This window comes from Kitasatospora acidiphila, from assembly GCF_006636205.1.
GTDB classification, from domain to species: Bacteria; Actinomycetota; Actinomycetes; order Streptomycetales; family Streptomycetaceae; genus Kitasatospora; species Kitasatospora acidiphila.
The window spans coordinates 3,649,110-3,670,129 of record NZ_VIGB01000003.1; the positions used below are offsets into that span (position 1 = coordinate 3,649,110).

17 protein-coding genes are annotated in these 21,020 nt (G+C 71.3%); 5 read left to right on the top strand and 12 right to left on the bottom strand.

What is annotated here, in order from left to right; translation table 11 throughout:
• Positions 1 to 15: 15 nt before the first annotated feature.
• On the bottom strand, positions 16 to 732 hold the full coding sequence (locus tag E6W39_RS17065; RefSeq protein WP_141634246.1) for a TetR/AcrR family transcriptional regulator: 717 nt from the start codon (positions 730 to 732) through the stop codon (positions 16 to 18).
• Between the two features lie 961 nt (positions 733 to 1,693).
• Here E6W39_RS17065 and E6W39_RS17070 point away from each other — a divergent pair.
• From E6W39_RS17070 to E6W39_RS17080, 3 genes are all read left to right on the top strand, one after another.
• On the top strand, positions 1,694 to 4,669 hold the full coding sequence (locus E6W39_RS17070; RefSeq protein WP_181799299.1) for an AfsR/SARP family transcriptional regulator: 2,976 nt from the start codon (positions 1,694 to 1,696) through the stop codon (positions 4,667 to 4,669).
• Between the two features lie 561 nt (positions 4,670 to 5,230).
• On the top strand, positions 5,231 to 5,986 hold the full coding sequence (locus E6W39_RS17075) for a class I SAM-dependent methyltransferase (RefSeq protein ID WP_141634248.1): 756 nt from the start codon (positions 5,231 to 5,233) through the stop codon (positions 5,984 to 5,986).
• A gap of 92 nt (positions 5,987 to 6,078) precedes the next feature.
• Positions 6,079 to 8,061, top strand: coding sequence for an ATP-binding SpoIIE family protein phosphatase (locus E6W39_RS17080; RefSeq protein WP_228718193.1), 1,983 nt, complete (start codon positions 6,079 to 6,081; stop codon positions 8,059 to 8,061).
• Positions 8,062 to 8,111: 50 nt separating this feature from the next.
• On the opposite strand, the gene E6W39_RS17085 is transcribed toward E6W39_RS17080, so the two are convergent.
• From E6W39_RS17085 to E6W39_RS17105, 6 genes are all read right to left on the bottom strand, one after another.
• Positions 8,112 to 8,861, bottom strand: a complete 750-nt coding sequence (locus E6W39_RS17085; RefSeq protein WP_141634249.1) for an SDR family NAD(P)-dependent oxidoreductase — start codon at positions 8,859 to 8,861, stop codon at positions 8,112 to 8,114.
• 80 nt (positions 8,862 to 8,941) lie between these two features.
• A complete protein-coding gene (locus E6W39_RS39390; RefSeq protein WP_181799300.1) occupies positions 8,942 to 9,376 on the bottom strand; it encodes an FAD-binding oxidoreductase in 435 nt (144 codons plus the stop codon).
• The gene (locus E6W39_RS17090; protein ID WP_141634250.1) at positions 9,295 to 10,299 is read right to left on the bottom strand and encodes an FAD-binding protein; all 1,005 of its coding nucleotides are present in this window, start codon (positions 10,297 to 10,299) and stop codon (positions 9,295 to 9,297) included. Before E6W39_RS17090 ends, E6W39_RS39390 begins: the two co-directional genes overlap by 82 nt.
• A 22-nt stretch (positions 10,300 to 10,321) precedes the next feature.
• Positions 10,322 to 11,260: a decaprenyl-phosphate phosphoribosyltransferase gene (locus tag E6W39_RS17095; RefSeq protein ID WP_141634251.1), complete on the bottom strand. Its 939-nt coding sequence runs from the start codon at positions 11,258 to 11,260 to the stop codon at positions 10,322 to 10,324.
• The gene (locus tag E6W39_RS17100) at positions 11,257 to 12,477 is read right to left on the bottom strand and encodes a phosphodiester glycosidase family protein (RefSeq protein ID WP_141634252.1); all 1,221 of its coding nucleotides are present in this window, start codon (positions 12,475 to 12,477) and stop codon (positions 11,257 to 11,259) included. Before E6W39_RS17100 ends, E6W39_RS17095 begins: the two co-directional genes overlap by 4 nt.
• A 164-nt stretch (positions 12,478 to 12,641) precedes the next feature.
• Positions 12,642 to 13,529, bottom strand: coding sequence for a hydrogen peroxide-inducible genes activator (locus tag E6W39_RS17105; RefSeq protein WP_407658394.1), 888 nt, complete (start codon positions 13,527 to 13,529; stop codon positions 12,642 to 12,644).
• A 222-nt stretch (positions 13,530 to 13,751) separates the two neighbouring features.
• Between E6W39_RS17105 and E6W39_RS17110 the strand changes: the two genes are divergently transcribed.
• Entirely contained in the window at positions 13,752 to 14,303 is a 552-nt protein-coding gene (locus E6W39_RS17110; RefSeq protein ID WP_101382007.1) for a peroxiredoxin, read from the top strand.
• A 5-nt stretch (positions 14,304 to 14,308) separates the two neighbouring features.
• Positions 14,309 to 14,839, top strand: a complete 531-nt coding sequence (locus E6W39_RS17115) for a carboxymuconolactone decarboxylase family protein (RefSeq protein WP_101382006.1) — start codon at positions 14,309 to 14,311, stop codon at positions 14,837 to 14,839.
• Positions 14,840 to 14,846: 7 nt separating this feature from the next.
• Here the strand turns inward: E6W39_RS17115 and E6W39_RS17120 are convergent, their stop codons facing one another.
• From E6W39_RS17120 to E6W39_RS17140, 5 genes are all read right to left on the bottom strand, one after another.
• A complete protein-coding gene (locus E6W39_RS17120) occupies positions 14,847 to 15,578 on the bottom strand; it encodes an HNH endonuclease family protein (RefSeq protein WP_141634254.1) in 732 nt (243 codons plus the stop codon).
• Positions 15,579 to 16,868: an AAA family ATPase gene (locus tag E6W39_RS17125; protein ID WP_141634255.1), complete on the bottom strand. Its 1,290-nt coding sequence runs from the start codon at positions 16,866 to 16,868 to the stop codon at positions 15,579 to 15,581.
• Positions 16,869 to 16,877: 9 nt separating this feature from the next.
• Positions 16,878 to 18,296 carry an AI-2E family transporter gene (locus E6W39_RS17130; RefSeq protein ID WP_141634256.1) on the bottom strand — a complete coding sequence of 473 codons (1,419 nt, stop codon included), beginning with the start codon at positions 18,294 to 18,296 and terminating at the stop codon, positions 16,878 to 16,880.
• Between the two features lie 165 nt (positions 18,297 to 18,461).
• Positions 18,462 to 19,202 carry an aggregation-promoting factor C-terminal-like domain-containing protein gene (locus tag E6W39_RS17135; RefSeq protein ID WP_141634257.1) on the bottom strand — a complete coding sequence of 247 codons (741 nt, stop codon included), beginning with the start codon at positions 19,200 to 19,202 and terminating at the stop codon, positions 18,462 to 18,464.
• A gap of 400 nt (positions 19,203 to 19,602) precedes the next feature.
• Positions 19,603 to 20,937 carry a PhoH family protein gene (locus E6W39_RS17140; protein ID WP_141634258.1) on the bottom strand — a complete coding sequence of 445 codons (1,335 nt, stop codon included), beginning with the start codon at positions 20,935 to 20,937 and terminating at the stop codon, positions 19,603 to 19,605.
• Positions 20,938 to 21,020: the final 83 nt, after the last annotated feature.

The following is a 21,020-nucleotide window of genomic DNA, read 5'->3' on the forward strand; positions in this document are numbered from 1 at the left end:
ACAGGTTCAGCGGTGTCAGTCATGGCTGTCCTCTGTGCTCGGGAAAGCGGCGACCAGCAGGTGGTGCACGGTGCGGCGGCAGTCGTCGTCGGCCAGCATCCGCGAGTCCGGGTCGCCGTGGCGGTGCATGGCGAACCAGGCGACGGTCTCGACGATGAACCGGGCGGCAACCGGCACATCGGGCACCGGGCGCAGCAGGCCGGCCGCGATCCGGGCGGCCAGGTACGTGCCGACCTGTTCGACCATCGCCCGGCGCCGTTGCACGAAGTACCACTGGGCCAGCTCGGGCAACTGCTCGGCACAGCGCTCGACCAGTTGCAGCGCCGTCCGGTTCTGCTCGACGAACGCGTACAGCTCGTCGACCACACCGCCCAACTCCGCCTCGGGCGACAGCCCGGACGCCCCGGCCGGCCCGGCCGAAGCCCTGGCCAGCAGCGGCAACGCCGTCTGGTCGCCCGCCCAGGACTCGACCACCGCGATGACCTCTTCGGCAGTCGGCGTCTGCACCGGCACGGCCAACCCGGCCACCGCATCCGGCCGCAGCACCCGCATCAGCGCCAGGTGCAGCAGCGCCTGCTTGCTCTTCGCATACGTGTACACCGCACCATGGCTGAGCCCCAGCGCCGCCGCGACATCCGAGATCCCCGCCGGCCTAAACCCCCGCGCCAGGAACACCCCCACCGCCGCATCGGCGATCTCCTCCAACGGCCGCATGGGCATCCGTCCGCGCATGGGGTTGAAGATAGACTGACTGAGTCAGTCAATCAAGCGCCCGAGGGTGCACAAGGACCTCGGCACCAAGTCATAAGCCGCGGCAGTGAGATTCGAGGGAGTGGGCCACCGGGCGCTTCGCACCTGAAGCGGCGGCGGTTGTCTCGTCACCGACCAGTCGGGAAGTCCCTCATGTTGTCGAGGCGCCATCAGAAGCTGCAGGGTTGACGTTGGGGCGCCATTCGCCCGAGCCCCCAGAGGAGCAGGCGGGCTGGCGCGGCGCCTGTGTGATGACCACCCAGCGCAGGGCACCCCGGGGGCCTGATTGCAGCCCCGAGTGCTTCAGGCACTCGATCTTGAATGTGGCTAGCATGCAATCAGATCGTCACATATGCCCCGATATTTGTACTTCAAGCCAACGACTGCAAGCCCTAGAAGCGCGGAAAGCCCCCAGGGACTCCTGGGGGCTCTGTTCGCGTAACGCCGTCGGACAGCTAGGCAATCAGTTCAGGCCAAAGTCCTGGGCGCCACAGCGAGGCATCAGTGGGTGCTGATGACGTCTCCAAGAGGACCAGGGGTGCCAGGGCGACCAACCGGAGCGGCAGATTCAGCCGGAGTCGCACCTGCATCGGCCGCCGAGGCAGCAGTCTCACCGGGCTCAACATGCTGGTCGGCAGCCTGCCCGGCTGCGTTCACGGCACCAGCCAGGGCGGCCTCCGCCTCATCGGTCTGCTCCGGAAGAGCGATCGAAGCCTTGTTGTCGGCCATCGCCGAACCACCTCTCGGGGGGGTGACTGTACTGAACCGCCCCGGTCGGTCTGTCCGCGGCGTGGGGACAGTATCGTAGGCATCGTTAAATGTCTTATAAACGGCCCTCCTGGTGCACAATCTGCCCCTTTTGCCCTTCCTGACCTGGCATTACAGCCCGAGCATGGAGGACAGCACTTCGAGGTTCGAAGTATCCGGCCTTCGGGGGACCCCTATGGAGCTTCAGGTAACGCCGCACAATGCCGTGCTGCGCTTCCAGGTGCTCGGACCCGTCCAGGCATGGCGTGACGAGCAGTCACTCGCACTCGGTTCGCCCCAGCAGCAGGCCGTGCTCAGCGCCCTGCTACTGCACCGCGGCCGACCCGTCACCACCCAGGAACTGGTCGATGGGCTCTGGGGCGACCGCCCGCCGCCGCAGGCAGTGGCTGCTCTGCGTACGTACATCTCGCGACTACGAACCGTCATCGAGCCCGGGCGTGAGGCACGGACGCCGGCCCGACTGCTGGTTTCGGTACGAGACGGATATGCATTGCGCATTCCGGACGAATCGCTCGACCTTGCCGTTTTCGATTCGCTACTGAGCGAGGCCTCCCTGGGCCGCCAGGAGGGAAGCCTGGAAAAGGCTCACCAACTGCTCGGCTCTGCGCTTGCGCTGTGGAGCGGCCAACCGCTGGCCGGGCTCCCCGGCCCGTACGCGGACGCCCAGCGCCAGAGCCTGGTGGAGCTTCAGATCGCAGCGCGGGAAGAGCGCTGTGCTGTGGCCCTGGAGATCGGGCTCCACGCCGAAATCGTCTCGGAATTGAACCACCTCACCTCGGAGCATCCGCTGCGTGAGCGCCTGCGGGAACTGCTGATGCTGGCGCTGTACCGCAGCGGCCGACAGGCCGAGGCGCTCAACATCTATTCGGCGACTCGGAAGCTGCTGATCGACGAGCTCGGTGTGGAGCCCGGCGCCGGCCTCGCTGCGATGCACTCGCGGATCCTTTCCGCCGACCCGACGCTGATGGATTCCCTAGGGGAATCACGAATTCCGGTCAGTGATTCCGGCAGCCAAATCGCCCCCACCCCGCCAGCTCAACTTCCTGCCGATGTCTCCGACTTCAGCGGTCGAACGGCCCTTGTCTCAGATCTACGCGCGCTGCTGCGAGGGGCTTCCGGCCAGGCGGTCGTGGTGACCTCGCTCGCGGGGATCGGCGGCGTCGGCAAGACGACCCTGGCCGTACACGTCGCGCACGGCGTGCGCTCCGAGTTTCCTGATGGGCAGCTCTACGTGGACCTGCGTGGTGTCAGTGCGACACCTGCGGATCCCGCCGTCGTGCTTGGTGACTTCCTGTTCGCGTTGGGGGTCACGGACTCTCCCGAATCCTTCGAGCAGCGAGTGGCGCTCTACCGCTCAATGCTGGCCGACCGGCGCATGTTGATCATGCTCGACAATGCCCACGACGTACAGCAGGTCACCCCGCTGATCCCCGGCGTAGCCGGGTGCGCGGTGCTGGTCACCAGCCGCTCCCGACTGGCCGGCATCCCGGGTGCGCACCTCTTCGACGTCGAGGAGCTGACCCCCGAGGAGGCACTTCAGCTCTTCGGTGCGATCGCCGGGCAGCACCGGCTGGAGGCCGAGCCCGACGCGGCCATGGCCGTGGTCACCTCCTGCGGCTTCCTGCCGCTCGCGGTCCGCATCGCGGCCGCCCGGTTGGCCAGCCGTCCCCGCTGGACCGTCGCCGACCTCGCTCGGCGGTTAGCTGACCAGCGGCGCCGCCTGGATGAGTTGCAGTTGGGCAACCTCGCGGTCGAGACCACCTTGGGTCTCGGCTACGGGCAGCTCAGCCCTGCCGAGGCGCGGGCCTTCCGCCTGCTCGCCCTGGTGGACTGCCCCGATCTGCCACTCTCCGCCGTCGCCGCGCTGCTCGGCACCTCCGAGGACGAGGCCGAGGACATCGCCGAGGCGCTGGTTGAAGCGAACATGCTGGAGTGCTTCACCCCTGGGCGCTACCGGTACCACGACCTGCTGCGGTTGTTCGCGCAGAAGCAGCGGGAGAAGATCGCGGACCTGGCGGACACTCAGGCGGCGCTGCTGCGGCTACTCGCGCTGCTGGTGTCGACGGTGCGCAGTGCTGCCCAGATCCTGGAGCCCGATGACCAGTTGATTGAGCCTCTGCAGGTACTCACCCACCCTGGCAATCACCTGAGCGGTGAAGATGCTGCGCGCACCTGGCTCCGGAGTGAGCTCGCCCTCATCCTCAGCACCATCGAGCAGTCGATCAACAGCACGCCGGAACTGCTCAGGCTGGCCATCGACCTCTTGGTGTCGTTGAACTCGTTGGTCGAGGAGCCGACGCACGCCACCCGCATTCGTAGCACCCTGATGGTCGCAGATGCCGCCGCGACCGAGGGCGAGGACGTCGAGGCCCTCGCCCGGGTGCGCTTCGCGCTGGCCTTCTTCGCCTACCTGACAGGTGAGTACCCGACGGCCGAACGGTTCTTCCGGGAGTGCCTCAACCTCATCGGCGCCCAGGCCCCAGGGCTGCGCGTCGCGGCTAGCAGTGCGCTAGGAAGCGTCCTGACGGCACGGCAACCTGCCGACGCCCTCCCATTTCTATGTGAAGCCCGGGACCTAGCGACCAGCCTTGCCCGTATGGGAAACGCGGCTCGAATCCAGGGAAACATCGCACGCGTCTACCTGAAGCTCGAACAGTGGGATGACGCGGTCGAGTCCGCCCAGTCTGCCCTGACCACTGCACGCTCCTCCCGCAACGTTCGCAGCCTCGCCGACGCTCACTATCAACTCGGCATCGTCCTCCGCGCCACCGGCTTCCCAGCCGAAGCGGCGAGCCAGCTCCGCGAGGCCCACCACCTCTTCCAGGACCAGCAGCAGCGCCTTTGGGAAGGTCTCTCACTCGCTCGCCTCGCCGATTGCATGCTGGCCGACGGCCAGCCGGATGATGCGTCGACGGCTGCCGCCGAAGCGCTGGCCATCAGCCTGGAGATGGACTTCGCCTACTGCCAGGGCCTAGCCAACGCCGCCCTGGGCGAAGCCCTCCTGCGCCTCGGCCACCCCTCCCGTGGCCTGGCGTGCCTCAGCGAGGCGTACGAGGTGTTCACGCGGCTCGGTGTGCCCGAGGGCCAAGCAGTCCGGGTCCTCATTGACGAGCAGCACACCGAGCCTCCTTCTTCCTCCGCAGCGCCGTAGCCACCAGGGTGTCCCCCGACGGAGCCCCCGCGCTCCGTCCTCCCCCGATCCCCTGGTGCTCCCCCGATCCCCCCTCGGGAAGCGGTGTCCCCCGGTTCCCCCGATGAGTGGAGCCCCCGCAGCCCCCCGGCTGCGGGAGCACCTCTCCGCGCTTCCCCGGCGCTGAGAAAACTCTGGCACTCGGACATTGACGTTCAATAAACGCGGGCGGCAACCCGTTCGGTCAGGCGTGCGGGGCGCGTGGACGGGGGCTCACCACCCCTGGTGCCCCGCTGTGCTACCGCCAACGGGCCATATGGGCCGTCCGAGTGGCGGTAATGCAACCCGAAAGGGGGGATCGGCCACGAGTTGGCCGGAAACGGCCTCCATCACCGGGTGATCACGCATATTCTCAAAGGCCAGGTGGCACGCGCGGGCGTCAATACACAGGTGGCACGCGTGGGTGACCCGTGCCCCCGAGCAGGTGAGGTCCTTCAGGCAGGGTCAGCTGAGCAGGGACGGAGCGGGCGAGGGTCGGAGAAGCGGGTGCGGCGGCGGAAAGGTTCCTCTCAAATCGTGACGATGGGGCAGATATCGGATCCGGCCCGGGGTGAGGCGCGGCCTGGCCCCACGCGCCGCAGTGCTGCGCGGGCACTGCAGGCGGTGGCCTTCGACGCGATCGGTGCCCGGTACGGCGAGGCGTTCCCGGCCAAGAACGGCCAGCTCGCGGCGGGTCGACGGCTGCTCGACGAGCTGGCGCCCGGTGACCGGGTGCTGGACATCGGCTGCGGCACCGGCGACCCGACCGTTCGTCAGCTCGCCGAGGCCGGCATGGCGGTGACCGCGATCGACCTGAGCGACGGCATGCTCTCGTTGGCCCGGCGGACGCTGCCCGATGCCGCCGCCTACCACCGGATGGACCTGTACGACCTGTCCACCGACCGGGCCGAGAGTGCCTGGGGCGTGCCCGAGCTCGGGCCTGCCGGGGCTCGCAGCTTCGCGGCGGCCACCGCGTTCTTCTCGCTGATCATGCTGCCGCAGCAGGAGATAAGGGTGGCGCTCAACCGGATCCGCAAGCTGCTGCGGCCGGGTGGCCTGCTGGTGCTGGGGCTGGTGGAGGCGGATCTGGACGACTGTCCGATGGTCTTCCTGGACCAGCAGCTGCGGATCAGCGGGTTCCTGCGCGAGGAGCTGGCCACGGCGCTGCACCGGGTGGGCTTCACGGTGGAGGAGCTGAACGGTCGGCCGTACGCGCCGGCCTGTACCGCGCTGCCACCGGAGGAACAGCTGTTCCTGCACTGCCGGAAGACGACCCGGAACCAGGCCGAGAACCCGTAGCCAGGCCGAGAACCTGTCAGCAGGCCGACCACCTGAGACGGCACCCGCAACCCGACTCCCGACCGACCCACGACCAGTAAGAACAGGCAGCCGTGCTCGACCTTCCCTCTCCCCAGGCCGGCCGCTCCCCCGCCGTCCCGACCCAGCGCCACCCGCCGCCCGGTGCAGCGCTGCCCGCCACCCCGGCCGCTCCCGCCGTGCCCGACAGCACCGTGCCCGCTCCCGCCGTGCCCGACAGCGCCGTGCCCGACAGCGCCGTGCCCGACAGCGCTGTACCTGACAGCGCCGTGCCCGAAAGCACCGCGCCCGACGCCGCCCAGCACCTGCGGGTCCGCCAGGCGCTCACCGAGCGGCTGGCCTTCCTGAACAACGCCACCCGGCAGATCACCACCAGCCTGGATCCGGCTGCCACGGTGCGCAGCCTGACCGGGGCGCTGGTCCCGTTGCTGGCCGATGCCGCGCTGGTGCACCTGTGCAGCTGGAACCCGGACCCGGTGCGGGACCGGGACCGGCAGCAGCCGCCGGAGCTGTCGCTGCACCGGGCCGAGGGCACCCGGTTGGGTGTCGGCAAGCCCCCGGTGACGGTGCGTCCTGGCGGTGCGCTGGAGCGGCTGATGCGCGGCGAGACGGTGCCGGGTCCTGTGGTGCTGGGCAGCGCCGAGGGCGAGGAGCTGCGCCCGGTGCTGACCGAGCTGTACGGCGCCCGGTCGCTGGCCGCCCTGCCGCGCGGCACCGCTCTGCTCGCGCTGCCGCTGCAGGGCCGGGCGGCCGGCAAGGCGACCCCGCAGCGCACCAGGAAGGCGAGTGCCCCCGATCCGGAGTCGCTGCTCGGCGTACTGGTGCTGGTCCGCCGGCCGCTGGCGTCCGGCAAGGAGCCGGCCCGGTTCGATCCGACGGACACCCAGACGGCCGCCCACCTGGCCACCGTGGCGGGGCTGGCGGTGGACACCGCGCACCGCTACACCCGCGAGTCAGAGATCGCCGACGGCCTGCAGCGCAGCATGCTGCCGACCCATCTGCCGCAGCCGCACGGGGTCCGGCTGGCGCACCGCTACCTGCCGGGCGAGAGCGAGGCGCAGGTGGGCGGCGACTGGTACGACGCGATCCCGCTGCCCGGCAACCGGGTGGCGCTGATCGTCGGCGATGTGATGGGCCATTCGCTGACCTCGGCGGCGATCATGGGCCAGTTGCGGACCAGTGCGCAGACCCTGGCGGCGCTGGACCTGCCGCCGCACGAGGTGCTCTACCACCTGGACGAGCAGGCGCAGCGGCTGGGCCGCGAGGAGCATCTGGCCACCTGCGTCTTCGCGGTCTACGACCCGATCGCCAACCGGATCGTGGTGGCCAACGCCGGGCACATGCCGCCGGCGCTGATCCATCCGGACGGCCGGGCCGAGCTGCTGGAGAACCTGCCGGCGGGCGCGCCGATCGGGGTGGGCGGGGTGGACTTCACCTCCGAGGAGCTGGACGCGCCGCCCGGTTCGGCGCTGCTGCTGTTCACCGACGGGCTGGTGGAGAACCCGCGGCGGCCGATCAGCACGGGTCTGGAGCGGCTGCGCCGCAGGCTCTCCGCCACCCATCACCACTCCCCCGAACAGATCTGCCAGGAGGCGCTGCGGATCCTGCCGCAGGCCGAACGGGCCGATGACATCGCGTTGTTGGCGGCGGCCTTCGACGGGATCCCGGCGGAGGACGTGGCCTACTGGTACCTCCAGCCGCGCAACGAGACGCCGGGGCGGGCTCGCCGGCTGGCCGGGCACGCGCTGCGCCGCTGGGGTCTGGAGGAGCTGGCGGAGAGCACCGAGCTGATGGTCAGCGAGCTGGTGACCAACGCGGTGCAGCATGCCAAGAAGCCGGTGACGCTGCGGCTGGTCCGCACCTCGGTGCTGCGCTGCGAGGTCGGGGACGACAGCCCGGCGCTGCCGCGCCGGCGGCGGGCCGGTCTGCACGACGAGCGCGGCCGGGGCCTGGAGCTGGTGGCCAAGTGCGCGGACGGCTGGGGAGCGACCCGGCTGGGCGGCGGCAAGGTGGTCTGGTTCGAGCAGCGGTTGCCGTTCCGACTCAAGCGCGGCTGACGGGCCGCCGACAAGACGGCCCGTCAGGGAGCACCAGACCGGCGAAAAAATCAGCGGCGCAGCTTCCGCCACAGCGGGCGCGGCACCAACCGCAGGCCCAGCCACAGCAGCCCGAGCTTGCGCGGCACCCACACCACCGGGGCGCCGCTGCGCACCGCGTCCGCGACGGCCGCGCCGACCGCGGCCGGGGTGGTGGCGGCGGGCGCGGGCGGCATGCCGGCGGTCATCCGGCCGATCACGAAGCCGGGGCGGACCAGCAGCACCCGCACCCCGCTGCCGTGCAGCGCGTCGGCCAGGCCGCGGGCGAACGCGTCGAGCCCGGCCTTGGCGGCGCCGTAGACGAAGTTGGCCCGGCGCGGCCGCACGGCGGCGACCGAGGAGAGCACCACGATCAGGCCGCGCCGCTGGGCCCGCAGGTGCGGGACGGCGGCCAGCAGGGCGGTGACGTGGCCGGTGAGGTTGGTGTCGATCAGGGTGCCGGCGGCGCGCGGGTCGGTGTCCAGCTCGGCCTGCGGGGTGAGCACGCCGGCGGCGGAGATCACCAGGTCGATCGGCCCGGCGGCGAACAGCTCGTCGATCAGCCGCTGGTGGGTGTCCAGGGCGGTCGCGTCATAGGGCACGGTTCGTACGGTGTACGGCAGTTCGCTACCGAGTTCGGCCATCCGCTGCTCGTCCCGGCCGGCCAGGATCACCTCGGAGCCGGCCGGGGCGTCCAGGGCGCGCAGGATCTCCTGGCCGATCTCGCTGCCGCCGCCGAGCAGCAGGATCCGCCCGGGGGTGCGGGGTCGGACCGGCGTCACCGCGGCAGCGGTCTTCTGGTTCGACGACTTCGACGTAAACGACTTCAACGAGTTCAGCGATTTCAAGGAGTTCAACGAGTTCAACGGCACAGTCCCAGTCTCCGTCCGAGGTCCGATCGCATGGTGCCAGCCGGGTCGAGCCTGGCGCGGGTGGCACGCCAGTCGGTGAGCGGCCCGTACATCGCGTCGAAGGCGAGTCGGCCGAGCCGGGCGTCCTTGGCCAGGTAGACCCGGCCGCCGGCGTCGGCCACCCGCCGGTCGAGCCGGTCCAGCACGGCGTGCAGCCGGCGCCCGCAGCTCGGCAGGTCGACGGCCAGCGACCAGCCGGGCAGCGGGAAGGAGAGCGGGCAGCCGCTGGCGGGGCCGAACCGCTTGACGGTGCCGAGGAACGGCGCGGCGCCCGCCGCCCCGAGCGCGGTCAGCACCTCGGCGATCAGGCCGTGGCCGCCGTCCGGCACGGCGAACTGGTACTGCAGGAAGCCGCGCGGGCCGAGGGCCCGGTTCCAGTCCCGCACCGCGTCCAACCGGTGGAAGAACGCGGGCAGTTGCTGCACCGCGGTCCGCTCGCGCGGGCCCGGTGGTACCAGAGGGAGTTGAAGGCCCGGGCGGTCGGCGGGATGAACGGGCAGAACGGCAACCGCGGCGCCCGGCGGGCCCGCGCGGGGGCGTACTCCAAGCCGCCCAGGCCGCCCCGGTAGTCCAGGCCGGCCAGGTCGTCCAGGTCGTCCGCCTCGTCCGGCTCGTCCAGGTGGTCGCCGAGGTCGACGACGCCCCGGCCGAGCGCGGCACCGGTGGCGGTGGTGTCGATCCAGGCCACGGCGTAGCGGCTGCGGGCGGCGTCGAGTTCGGCGAGCAGCGCGTCCAGGTCGGCCGCGCGGCGGGTGGTGACGCGCAGCCGGGTGCCGGTGATCGGGATCAGCCGCACGGTGGCCGCCAGCACCAGGCCGGTCAGCCCCATGCCGCCGACGGTGGCCCGGAACTCCTCCCGGTCGGGCGTCAGCAGGTGCAACCGGCCGTTGCCGTCCAGCAGTTCGACGCTGTCCAGCCAGGCGGCCAGCGAGCCGTCGGTGCGCTGGTTCTTGCCGTGCACATCGGCGGCGACGGCGCCGCCCAGGGTGAGCCGGGCGGTGCCGGGCAGCACGGGAAGCAGCAGTCCGCGCGGCACGGTGCGGGCCAGGATCTGGGCGAAGGTCGCCGAGCCGGCCGCCCGCACGGTGCCGCCGCCGGCGTCCACGGTGATCGCGGGTTCGGTGGCCGGTGCCAGCACCAGGCCGCCGGTGTTCTGCGCGGCGTCGCCGTAGCTGCAGCCTGCTCCCCTGGCCAGCAGGCCGTGCGGCGGGCGGGTGGCGAGCAGCGCGCGCAGCGCCTGCCGGTCCAGTGGCCCGCGCACCTCGGCCCAGCCCCTGGTGCACCGGCCCCAGCCGTCGAGCAGCGTCATCGGGCCTCCTCCTCACGGCAGTTCACGATGCGGTCCCCGCGATGAAGAGCAGCAGCCAGGCGAACTCGCAGAGCAGCATGGTGCGGTCGCGGGTGATCAGGTCCTCGACCCGGTTCAGGGTGGCCCGGCCTATCATGTGGTCGAAGCGGAGCAGCCCGGCGGCCAGCGGTACCGCCGTCAGCAGGTGGCAGCCGACGCCCCAGGCCGAGCCGTTGAGCACCCCCCAGCTCAGGAAGGCGCCGACCATCGCCACGCTGATCGCCCGCTGGGCCAGCCGCAGCCCGGCCGGGCTGTAGTGGCGCAGGCTGGGCCGGTGGCCGGTGGCGGCGGTGCCGAGGCCGGCGAGCTCGGTGTAGCGCTTGGCGATCGCCACCAGCAGCGCGCCCAGGCTGCAGACCAGCACGAACCAGCCGGACGGCGCGACCCTGGCGGCGGCCGCGCCGCCGATCGCGCGGAGCACGAACCCGGAGGCCACCATGGTCAGTTCGAGCACCGGGAGGTGCTTGAGGGTGGCGGAGTAGAGGAACGACAGGCCCAGGTAACCGGCCACGCACCAGGCCAGCCCTGTGCTGCCGATCACCGCCGAGCCGGCCGCGGCCAGCACCACGCAGCCGCCGGCGAACAGCAGGGCGTGCCGCTCGGCCAGGTCGCCGCTGGCCACCGGGCGGGTGCACTTGGCGGGGTGGCGGCGGTCCCGTTCGGCGTCCACCACATCGTTGACGAAGTAGACCGCGCAGGAGGCCAGGGTGAAGACGCCGAAGGCGACCAGGGCGAGGTCCAGGCCGGTCAGCCGGCTGCGGTCGGCCGCGGCCACCGGGGCCGCGAAGACCAGCAGGTTCTTGGGCCACTGCCGCGGGCGCGAGGTGCGCAGCACGGCTCGTGGCCAGCCTGTGCTCCCGGTCGGCCCGGCGGGCGCCGGGTCGAGCTCGGGTGCCGGTAGCACCGGCGGCTCCGCGGTCATCGGGCGTAGACCGCGGTGAAGTCGCGGCTGGTCGGTTCGAAGTACCGGTCGGCGGGCCGCTCCTGGTCGGGCAGCAGCTTGGTGGGCGTGGGCGCGGCCGGGTCGCCGGTCGGCTGGTAGTAGTTGAAGGACATCCAGGCCGGGTTGATGTCCAGCTGCATGGCCTGCACGCAGCCGGCCTGGTGCAGCAGCTCGGCCAGGGTGCGCACGGAGAGCGCGGGGCCGTAGGCGAAGATCAGCCGGCCGTCCTGGGTGATGCCGGCGCCGGATCGCCAGACGAAGAACTTGCCGCCCATGGTCAGGCCCCAGCCGGTCTCGATCGCCTGGTCGACGTCGTCGGCCACCTGGCCGTTGCTGATGATCGGACGCAGGTTCTGCCGGACGCCGACCACGTCGGGGGTCATCGAGACGTCGCCGCCCCAGCCGCCGACGGTGGCGTGGCCGTCCTTGTAGAAGACCAGCGAGGCGGCGCCCTGGGTCAGGGTGCCGCGGGTGACGCCGTTGAGGTAGAAGCCGCCGCGGGCCTCGCCGACCTTGAAGCCGCCGTTGAAACTGGCCAGCAGGCCGGCCCTGGCATCGGACGGGATGTTCGGCGGCACGCCCCAGTTGTCCGGACCGGGGTCGTCGGTGCCGGGGTGCAGCTGGAAGCGGACCAGGCGCTGGTCCATGGAGACCACGGCGGCGACGTAGGAGGTGTGCTCGCTGTCGGCTCTGAGCATCGCGCTCTGCACGGCCGGCACCCCCTGGGCGGTGCCGATCACCTTCCAGCTGCCCTCACCGGGGAGCGGGTCGCCGGCCGGGGAGACCAGTGGGGCCGGGGTGATGGGAGTGATGAGGGTGGCCAGCCCGTGCTTGTTCTCCTGGGTGTGGACGGCGCCCTGGCTGGGGCCGGTCGGGCCGAGGGCGAAGGTGGGGCGGCCGCCGACCTTGGGCGGGTGCATCTTGTACTGCGCGGTCTCCAGCCCGGTGACCACCGGGCCGAGGTGGTGGTCCCGGGCCCACTCGGCGATCCGGGCGGTGGTGCTGTCGTTGCCCGGGGCGAGCAGGGCCGAGCCGAGGGACCAGCCGAGCCAGCCGAGGAAGACCGCGATGAGCGCCAGGACGGCCCGCACCGAGCGGCGGCGCAGCAGTCGGCGCAGCCGCCCGGGGCGGCGTGGCGGCGCCCCGGGCGGCTGCTGTTCTTCGGGTTCGAGTTCGGTCTCGGTCTGCGGACCCACGCCGTTCTCCTCACCGCTGCCGGATCTCTGAGCTGATCCAGCTCACCCCGGGGGTGGGCGGTCGGCGAGCCGGGCGAGAAGTCGGGCAGCACGTCAATCCCCTTGTCCGACAAGGGGATTTATGAGGACGACAGAGGTCGGGATGTCACCCGAACAGCGGCCTGCTACTGGCTGACGATCCGCACCGGAAGGTCGCGCAGCACCTCGCGCAGCGAATCGGCGAACCGGTCGTACTCCGCGGCCCGGGCCGAGCCCGGGCGGGTGGCCAGGCCGATCCGCCGGCCGGGCGCGGGGTCGGCGAACCGCACGGCGGCCAGCCGGTCGGCCCGCCCGGCCTCCACGTCCAGGGCGGTCGCGGGCAGCAGGGTCACCCCGAGGCCGCCGGCCACCAGCTGCACCAGGGTGGAGAGCCCGGCGGCCCGGGTGGAGCCTCCGGAGACGTCCGCCCCGACCTCTCGGCACAGGTCCAGCGCCTGGTCGCGCAGGCAGTGCCCCTCCTCCAGCAGCAGCACGTCCAGGTCGAGCAGCGCGTCCCGGGGCACGTCGGTGCGCCCGGCCAGCTCATGGTCGGGCGGGGTGACCAGCACGAAGTCCTCGTCGAACAGCGGGATGTCCCGGGTCGGCGAGCTGCCGCCGGCCGGCAGGGCGAGCAACAGCACGTCGAGCCGGCCGGCCGCCAGGCCGTCCAGCAGCGAGGGGGTGCGCTCCTCGTGCACGTGCAGGTCCAGGTCCGGGTAGCTCTCCCGGACCAGCCGCAGCACGGTGGGCAGCAGGTAGGGCGCGACGGTGGGGATCACCCCGAGGTGCAGCGGGCCGGTGAACGGCCGCCGGGCGGCCTCGACCTCCTCGGTGAGGTTGTTCAGCGCGGCCAGGGCGCGGCGCGCGTGGGCGGCCACCCGCTCCCCCAGGGGGGTGATGATGACCTTCCGTGTCGTACGCTCCACCAACTGGGCGCCGAGCGCCTCCTCCAGCGCGGCCAGCGCCCCGGAGAGGGCCGGCTGGCTGGTGCCGATGGCGTTGGCGGCCGCCCTGAAGTGCAGGTGTTCGGCCACGGCGACGAAGGCGCGCAGCTGGGCGACGCTCGGGGTGCGGCCCCTCTTCTTCTGCAGGGGTGCGTGCGACTGGGTATTGATAGCTCTCTCCGATCAGATGTATCGAGTCTAGCTATTTCCCTGATCAGTCCGGGCTATGGCATGTTTGATCACGTCTGGATTCGTCGAACCAAAGGCAATCCAGTCTTTAGCCCTCCGAATCCCGACCCAGGAGTCACGAACATGCTCACGATCGGTGACAAGTTCCCCGAGTTCAGCCTCACCGCCTGCGTCGACCTGGACGCTGCCAAGGCCTTCGCCGAGATCGACCACAAGACCTACGAGGGCAAGTGGAAGATCGTCTTCTTCTGGCCCAAGGACTTCACCTTCGTCTGTCCGACCGAGATCGCCGCGTTCGGCAAGCTGAACGACGAGTTCGCCGACCGTGACGCGCAGGTCCTGGGCGTGTCCGGTGACTCCGAGTTCGTGCACCACGCCTGGCGCAAGAACCACGACGACCTGCGCGACCTGCCGTTCCCGATGCTGGCCGACATCAAGCACGAGCTGATGCAGGCCTGCGGCGTGCAGGCCGAGGACGGCACCGCCCAGCGCGCCGTCTTCATCGTCGACCCGAACAACGAGATCCAGTTCGTCATGGTGACCGCCGGCTCGGTCGGCCGTAACCCCAAGGAGGTCCTGCGGGTGCTGGACGCCCTGCAGACCGACGAGCTGTGCCCGTGCAACTGGAACAAGGGCGACGACACCCTCGACGCCGCCTCGCTGCTGGCGGGCTGATCACCATGGCGCTCGACGAACTGAAGGCCGCGCTGCCGGACTACGCCAAGGACCTGAAGCTCAACCTGGGCTCGGTGATCGGCAACTCCGACCTGCCGCAGCAGCAGCTCTGGGGCACCGTGCTGTCCTGCGCGATGGCCACCGGCAGCAAGTCGGTGCTGAGCGAGCTGGAGCCGCAGGCCAAGGAGCTGCTGTCGGCCGAGGCGTACACCGCCGCCAAGGCCGCCGCCGCGGTGATGGCGATGAACAACGTCTACTACCGCACGCTGCACCTGCTCTCCGACAAGGAGTACGGCACGCTGCGCACCGGTCTGCGGATGAACATCATCGGCAACCCGGGCGTCGAGAAGGTCGACTTCGAGCTGTGGAGCTTCGCGGTCTCCGCGATCAACGGCTGCGGCCAGTGCCTCGACTCGCACGAGCAGGTGCTGCGCAAGGCCGGCGTCGAGCGCGAGGTCATCCAGGCCGCGGCGAAGATCGCCGCGGTGGTGCAGGCGGTGGCGTCGGTGCTGGACGCCGAGGCCGCGCTCGCCTGAGGCACCGCTACCTCCCGACGGGGCTCCACTTCGACAAGTGGGGCCCCGTCAGTGCGTTCAGGCCCGCCACCGCCTCGACCCCGAAGACCAGCGCGGCCCGCGGCGCGGTGCGCAGCCGCAGCATCTCGTAGAGCACGTCGGCGAACGGCTGCACCGCCAGCGCCTGGGCCACCTCGCGGGCCTCGACCGCCTCGCCGTGCTCGGTCAGCCGGGCCAGATCGCGCAGCATCGAGCGGCAGCGCACATAGGCGTGGGCCCGGCCGCGCTCCAGCACCGGGCGGTCCAGGCCGAAGATCCGGATGGTCTCCCGGCCCTTGGCGCTGCGGGCCCGATAGGCGCCGGTGGCCAGCACCAGGTCCAGGTGGTCGGCCGGCTCGTCACTGGTCGGGTCGATCAGCAGCGCCCGGCCCTGGCGGTCGGTCGGGTAGAGGTCGCGCTTCTGGTTGCTATTGCAGAAGGCGCAGGCCCAGAGGTGGTTGAGCCAGTCGAAGGCGCGCTGCGGGGCCATCGCGATCGGCTGGAAGTGGTCGATGCTGGTGCCCTCGCTGTCCCCGCAGTACATGCAACGGGACAGGCCGGCCGACATCGCGATCAGATGAACGCTCAAATCCCGCCGGATGGTTCGGGCGTCCCGCCAGGACTCCCGGGCGCCGCCGCGGTGTTCACCGATCCGCTCGGTGCGGGCCGCCATCCGGGCGGCCAACTCCGCTGGTAACGGCCCGCGTTGCAGCGGGATCATCTACGGTCTCCGGCCGAGTCGGGCCGACACCTCGTCCACCCGGGCGCTCAGCGAGCTCATCAGCCGCTCGGTCAGCTCCTGGTACTCGGCCAGCTCGGCGTCGTCGGCGGCGCCGGACAGCACCCGGCCCTCAAGGTCGCCGATCCGGCGCCGGGCCGACTCGGCCCGCTCCGAGTAGGGGGACTCCAGGCCGAAGAGGGCGGAGAGCACGGCGTCGTCGCCGCTGCCGTAGACCACCCGGTGGTACAGGTCCTGGCTCACCGGCTCCGGCCCCGCCGTCTCGTCCGGCCCCGGTATCCGGATCAGCCCGCCCGGGTCGGCCGCCTGGCAGATGTACGGGCTGTGGGTGGAGACGATGAACTGCACCAGCGGGAAGTGCGCCTTGAGCCAGGGGCCGATCCGCTGCTGCCAGCTGACGTGCAGATGGGCGTCGACCTCGTCGATCAGCACTACCCCGGGCAGCTGGATCGCGCCCGAGGGGCCTGCCGGCAGCCGGCCGTAGCAGGTCTGGAACTGCCGCACCAGGTCGAGCACCAGGGCGGCGACCGTGCGGTAGCCGTCGCTCAGCTCCCGCAGCGGGAAGTCGGGGCCGTCGCCGCGGCGCACCCAGAGGCCGTCGGCGTCGACCCGGCCGACCCGGTAGCCGTCCGGCAGCAACCCGTCGGAGAGCAGCGCGGTGACCACGTCCAGGGTCTCCTGCGCGCCCGGGCGGCCTTCGAGGCGGCGCACGTGCTGGTCGATCAGCCAGCTGACGCCCTCGGCCAGCGAGGCCTCCTCGTGGAACAGGGTCGCGAGCCGGCCGACCGGGCCGGCCGCCAGCATCAGCCGCCGGCTCTCCCCCGCGCCGCCGAGCAGCCGGCGGAACGGGCCGTAGCCGGCGAAGAACCAGCCCTGCGGATTCTCCGCCCAGGGGCCGAGCTCGGGGCCGGGCGAGCCGAAGGCCTCCAGCTCGGGACGCGGGCCGTCACTCGGCCTGGTCCACCGCAGGCCCAGCTCCAGCTCGGGCTCGGGCTCGGCCGACTGGTCGACGGAGGAGTCGGGGCGCACCCAGGCCCGCACCCAGCCGGTGCCCTCCCCCGCCGTCAGCCAGCCGGAGAAGTCGCTGACCAGGCCGCGCGCCACCGAGGGCCCGCCGAGCGCCAGCGCCAGCGCACGCAGCAGGGTGGTCTTGCCGGAGCCGTTGCGCCCGGCCAGCACCGTCCAGCCCGCCTGCGGCAGCTCGAGGCGCCGCGCCTCCCGGGCCGGGCCGAACCCCCGGATCCCCGAAATGCCAAGCCCGGTCACATACATGACGGCAGTTTAGGAGGTGACGGCCCGCTCCGGGGAGAAGTCGGCGCAGTCCAGTGCCGTCTCCTTCGCTTCCTTGGCCTCCTTGGCCGCTGCCGTCTCGGCTGCCTCGGCCGCCTCCTGGGCGGCCTCCACGGCCGCGAACACTTCGTCGGCCGCGGCGTGCCGCTGCCGCAGGTGGCCGACCACGGTGTTGGTGACCGCGATCAGCGGCACCGCGACGACCGCGCCGCCGATCCCGCCGACGATCGATCCGGTGGCCACCCCGAGCACCACGGCCAGCGGGTGCACCCGTACCGCCCGCCCCAGGATCAGCGGCTGCAGCAGGTGCCCCTCGATCTGCATCACGGCCACCAGGACCACCAGCACCATGCCGGCTGTGTAGATGTCCTTGGTGACCAGCGCGATCAGCACCGCCAGGGTCCCGGTGACCAATGCGCCGACCAGCGGGATGAAGGCACCCAGGAAGATGAGCACCGCCAGCGGCACGGCCAGCGGCACCCCGAGCAGGTAGATCCCGATGCCGATGCAGAGCGCGTCGATGAAGGCGACCGCGACCGTGCCGCGGACATAGGCGGTCAGGGTGGTCCAAGCCTTGGGGCCGGCCCCCGCTATCGCGTAGCGGGACTGCTGGGGCAGCCCGCGCAGCACCCAGTTCCAGATCCGGGCGCCGTCGTAGAGCAGGAAGTAGGTGGTGAACGCGGCCAGCAGCACCCCGGTCACCACCTCGATCACGAAGCTCACGGTGGTGAACCCGAGCGAGGTGATCTGGCTGGTGTTGTTGCCGATGGCGGTCTGCAGCTGCTTGGTGAAGTCGCTCAACTGCTGGTGTGTCAGGTGCATCGGCCCCTTGAGCAGCCAGTTGTGGATGTTCCCGACGCCCGTCTGGGCCTTGCTGGAGACGTCCGAGATGTTGGCGCTCACCTGCCAGACCACGAACCAGCCGACCAGCGCGATACCGCCGAGGCCGGCCAGGAAGGTGACCAGTGCGGCCAGCGCCCGCGGCACGCCGTGCCGGCGCAGCCAGGAGACGGTGGGTTCGAGCAGCGCCGAGATCAGCACCCCGGCCAGCAGTGCGTAGGCCACCAGCCGCAGCTGGTCCACCACATCGAAGATCACGTAGAGCGCGGCGCCGACCAGGAGCAGCCGCCAGATCGACTCGGCCGCCACCCGCAGCCCCCAGGGCACCGCCTCGGCGGGGGTGGCCGGCCGCGGACCCCGGTACCGCTCGCGCGGCGGCGGGGGCGGATCCACATGGGTGGGCGGCGGCGGGTCGGCCACGGCGGTGCGCTGGGTGACCCTCGGCTGCGGCTCCGGCTCGACGATCACCGGCCCGCCCTCATCGCGGGCCGCGGCGGCCCGCCGCGCCAGCGCCGTACTCCACTTCGCAACCGCGGAGAGTACCCGGTCGCGCCGCTCGCCCCGTGCCATCTGCGCTCCGTCCTCTGGTCGGCCGCGCGTTCGGCACGACCCTGTGAGGCTCACGGTACCCATAACGGTCACTCGTTCGGCGCACCGGCCCGCAAAACGGCCGAAGCCCCCGGCTCAGAAGGCCGAGGGCTTTCGGGGATCCGGTCCCCAGATGACAGGAAGGCTTTAGTACCAGCTGTGCGCCTGCCAGAACGACCAGGCGCCACACGGGCTGCCGTAGCGGTCGTTCATGTAGCCGAGGCCCCACTTGATCTGGGTGGCCGGGTTGGTGCGCCAGTCGGCACCGGCCGAGGCCATCTTGGAGCCGGGCAGCGCCTGCACCAGGCCGTAGGAGCCGGACGACGGGTTGACGGCCGTGTAGTTCCAGCCGCTCTCGCGCGTCACGATGTTGCTGAAGCACTGGAACTGGGTCGAGTCGCCCACGATGCTCGCGGCGAGCGCCTGCACCGACCCCGGGCTGTACGAGGTGGCGGGCGCCGAGTCCGTCGAGGACGAGTCCGACGTGTTGGTGGCTGCCAGCTCGGAGCGTGCCTTGGCGCGGTTGGCGGCCTCCTGCTGCGCCTGGGCGGCAGCCTGGGCCTTGGCGGCGGCATCGGCGGCGGCCTTGTCGGCGTCGGCCTTGGCCTGCGCGTCAGCGGCGGCCTTCACCCGGGCGGCCTCAGCGGCGGCCTGCTTGGCCGCGGCGTCGGCCTGCTGCTGCTGAGCCGTCGCCTGCTGGCCGATGTTGTCGCTGATGGCCTGCGCGTCGGTGCCCGACGGGACGTCGGCGAGCAGGGTGGCGCCCGCGATGTCCGCAGCCTGAACCGGCTTGGCCTCGCTGCCCGAGGCCATACCGACCACGGCACCGACAGCGGTGACCGCGGTGGCGGAGGCCACGGCAACTCCCCGGACCGAGATCCGAGTCACATGGTTTCCTTCCAGCGTCGCCCTCGCGTGACCGTGAGGACGAAACATGCCCCTGGTCACTGGCCTCCACTGCTGCTGGTCACGGGAGACTCTGGCCCGGTGTCCGCCCCGGCAGAGCCGGAGCTGACATGAAGATCGGGCGGCGTACGGTCCGTCCATATTCAGTTGACGCCCAATACAGGGGCCGTACGCGGGGCCTGACAGAACCCACACGATGCCCCAAGGGGACGCGGCTGCGCAATTCCCGGTTGCGTGGCGAAGCTCACATGCCATCCCGACAGGTGAATTGACAGTTCGCCGGACAGTACGCGCCCCGATGTGCTGACAATCCGCCCGGCGCGGGCCAAAACCCTTGCACCGGACGGATTGTTCGACTACCCGACGATCAACTGCGGCGCCGTCAGGGCTGGATGTCCTCCAGCATCTCGGTCACCAGTGCGGCGATCGGGGAGCGCTCGGAGCGCGTGAGGGTGATGTGTGCAAAGAGTGGATGCCCCTTCAGCTTCTCCACCACCGCCACCACTCCGTCATAGCGCCCCACTCTGAGGTTGTCCCGCTGCGCCACGTCGTGAGTGAGCACCACCCGCGAACCCTGGCCGATCCGGGAGAGCACCGTGAGCAGTACGTTCCGTTCCAGCGACTGGGCCTCGTCAACGATCACGAAGGCATCGTGCAGCGACCGGCCGCGGATGTGGGTGAGCGGCAGCACCTCCAGCATCCCGCGGCCGATCACCTCTTCTATGACCGCGGGCGTGGTGACCGCCCCGAGGGTGTCGAAGACCGCCTGGGACCAGGGGTTCATCTTCTCCGACTCGCTGCCCGGCAGATAGCCCAACTCCTGGCCGCCGACCGCGTACAGCGGCCGGAACACCATCACCTTGCGGTGCTGGCGGCGCTCCAGCACGGCCTCCAGCCCGGCGCAGAGCGCCAGGGCGGACTTGCCGGTGCCGGCCCGGCCGCCGAGCGAGACGATCCCCACCTCGGGGTCGAGCAGCACATCGAGCGCCACCCGCTGCTCGGCGCTGCGCCCGCGCAGCCCGAACGCCTCCCGGTCGCCGCGCACCAGCTTGACCCGGCCGTCCACGGTGACCCGGCCCAGCGCCCGGCCGCGCTCCGAACTGAGCACCAGGCCGGTGTGGACCGGCAGCTCCTGGGCGCCGTCGACCGGGACGGGGGTGTCGTGCGGCGCTCCGAACAGTTCGTCAACCTGGTCGGCCGAAACGGACAGTTCAGACATCCCGGTCCAACCGGAGGTGATCGCCAGCTCCGCCCGGTACTCCTCGGCGAGCAGCCCGACCGCGCTCGCCTTGATCCGCATCGGCAGATCCTTGGAGACGACCGTGACGTCGTACCCCTCGGCCTGCAGGTTGCGGGCGACCGCGAGGATCCGGGTGTCCGCCTCGCCGCCACCGATCCGGTAGCCGGCCGGAAGCACCGAGGGGTCCGAGTGGTTGAGCTCGACTCGGATCGAGCCGCCGAAGTCGCCGACCGGGATCGGCTCGTCGAGCCGTCCGTGGCGGATCCGGTAGTCGTCTAGCAGGCGCAGGGCCTGGCGGGCGAAGTAGCCCAGTTCTGGATGGTGCCGCTTGGCCTCCAGCTCGGTGACCACGACCACCGGGAGCACCACCTCGTGCTCCGCGAACCGGGTCATGGCCAGCGGGTCGGCCAGAAGCACACTGGTGTCGAGGACGTACGTGCGCCGGTCTGGTGTCCGGCGGCTCTTGGTACTGACCACTAGGCCTCCAGGGCGGGTGACCCTGCGTCACCCGCGGCTCACCGGCCCCCGTGCCCCTGTTGGTCAGAGTGCCGGTCTGCCAT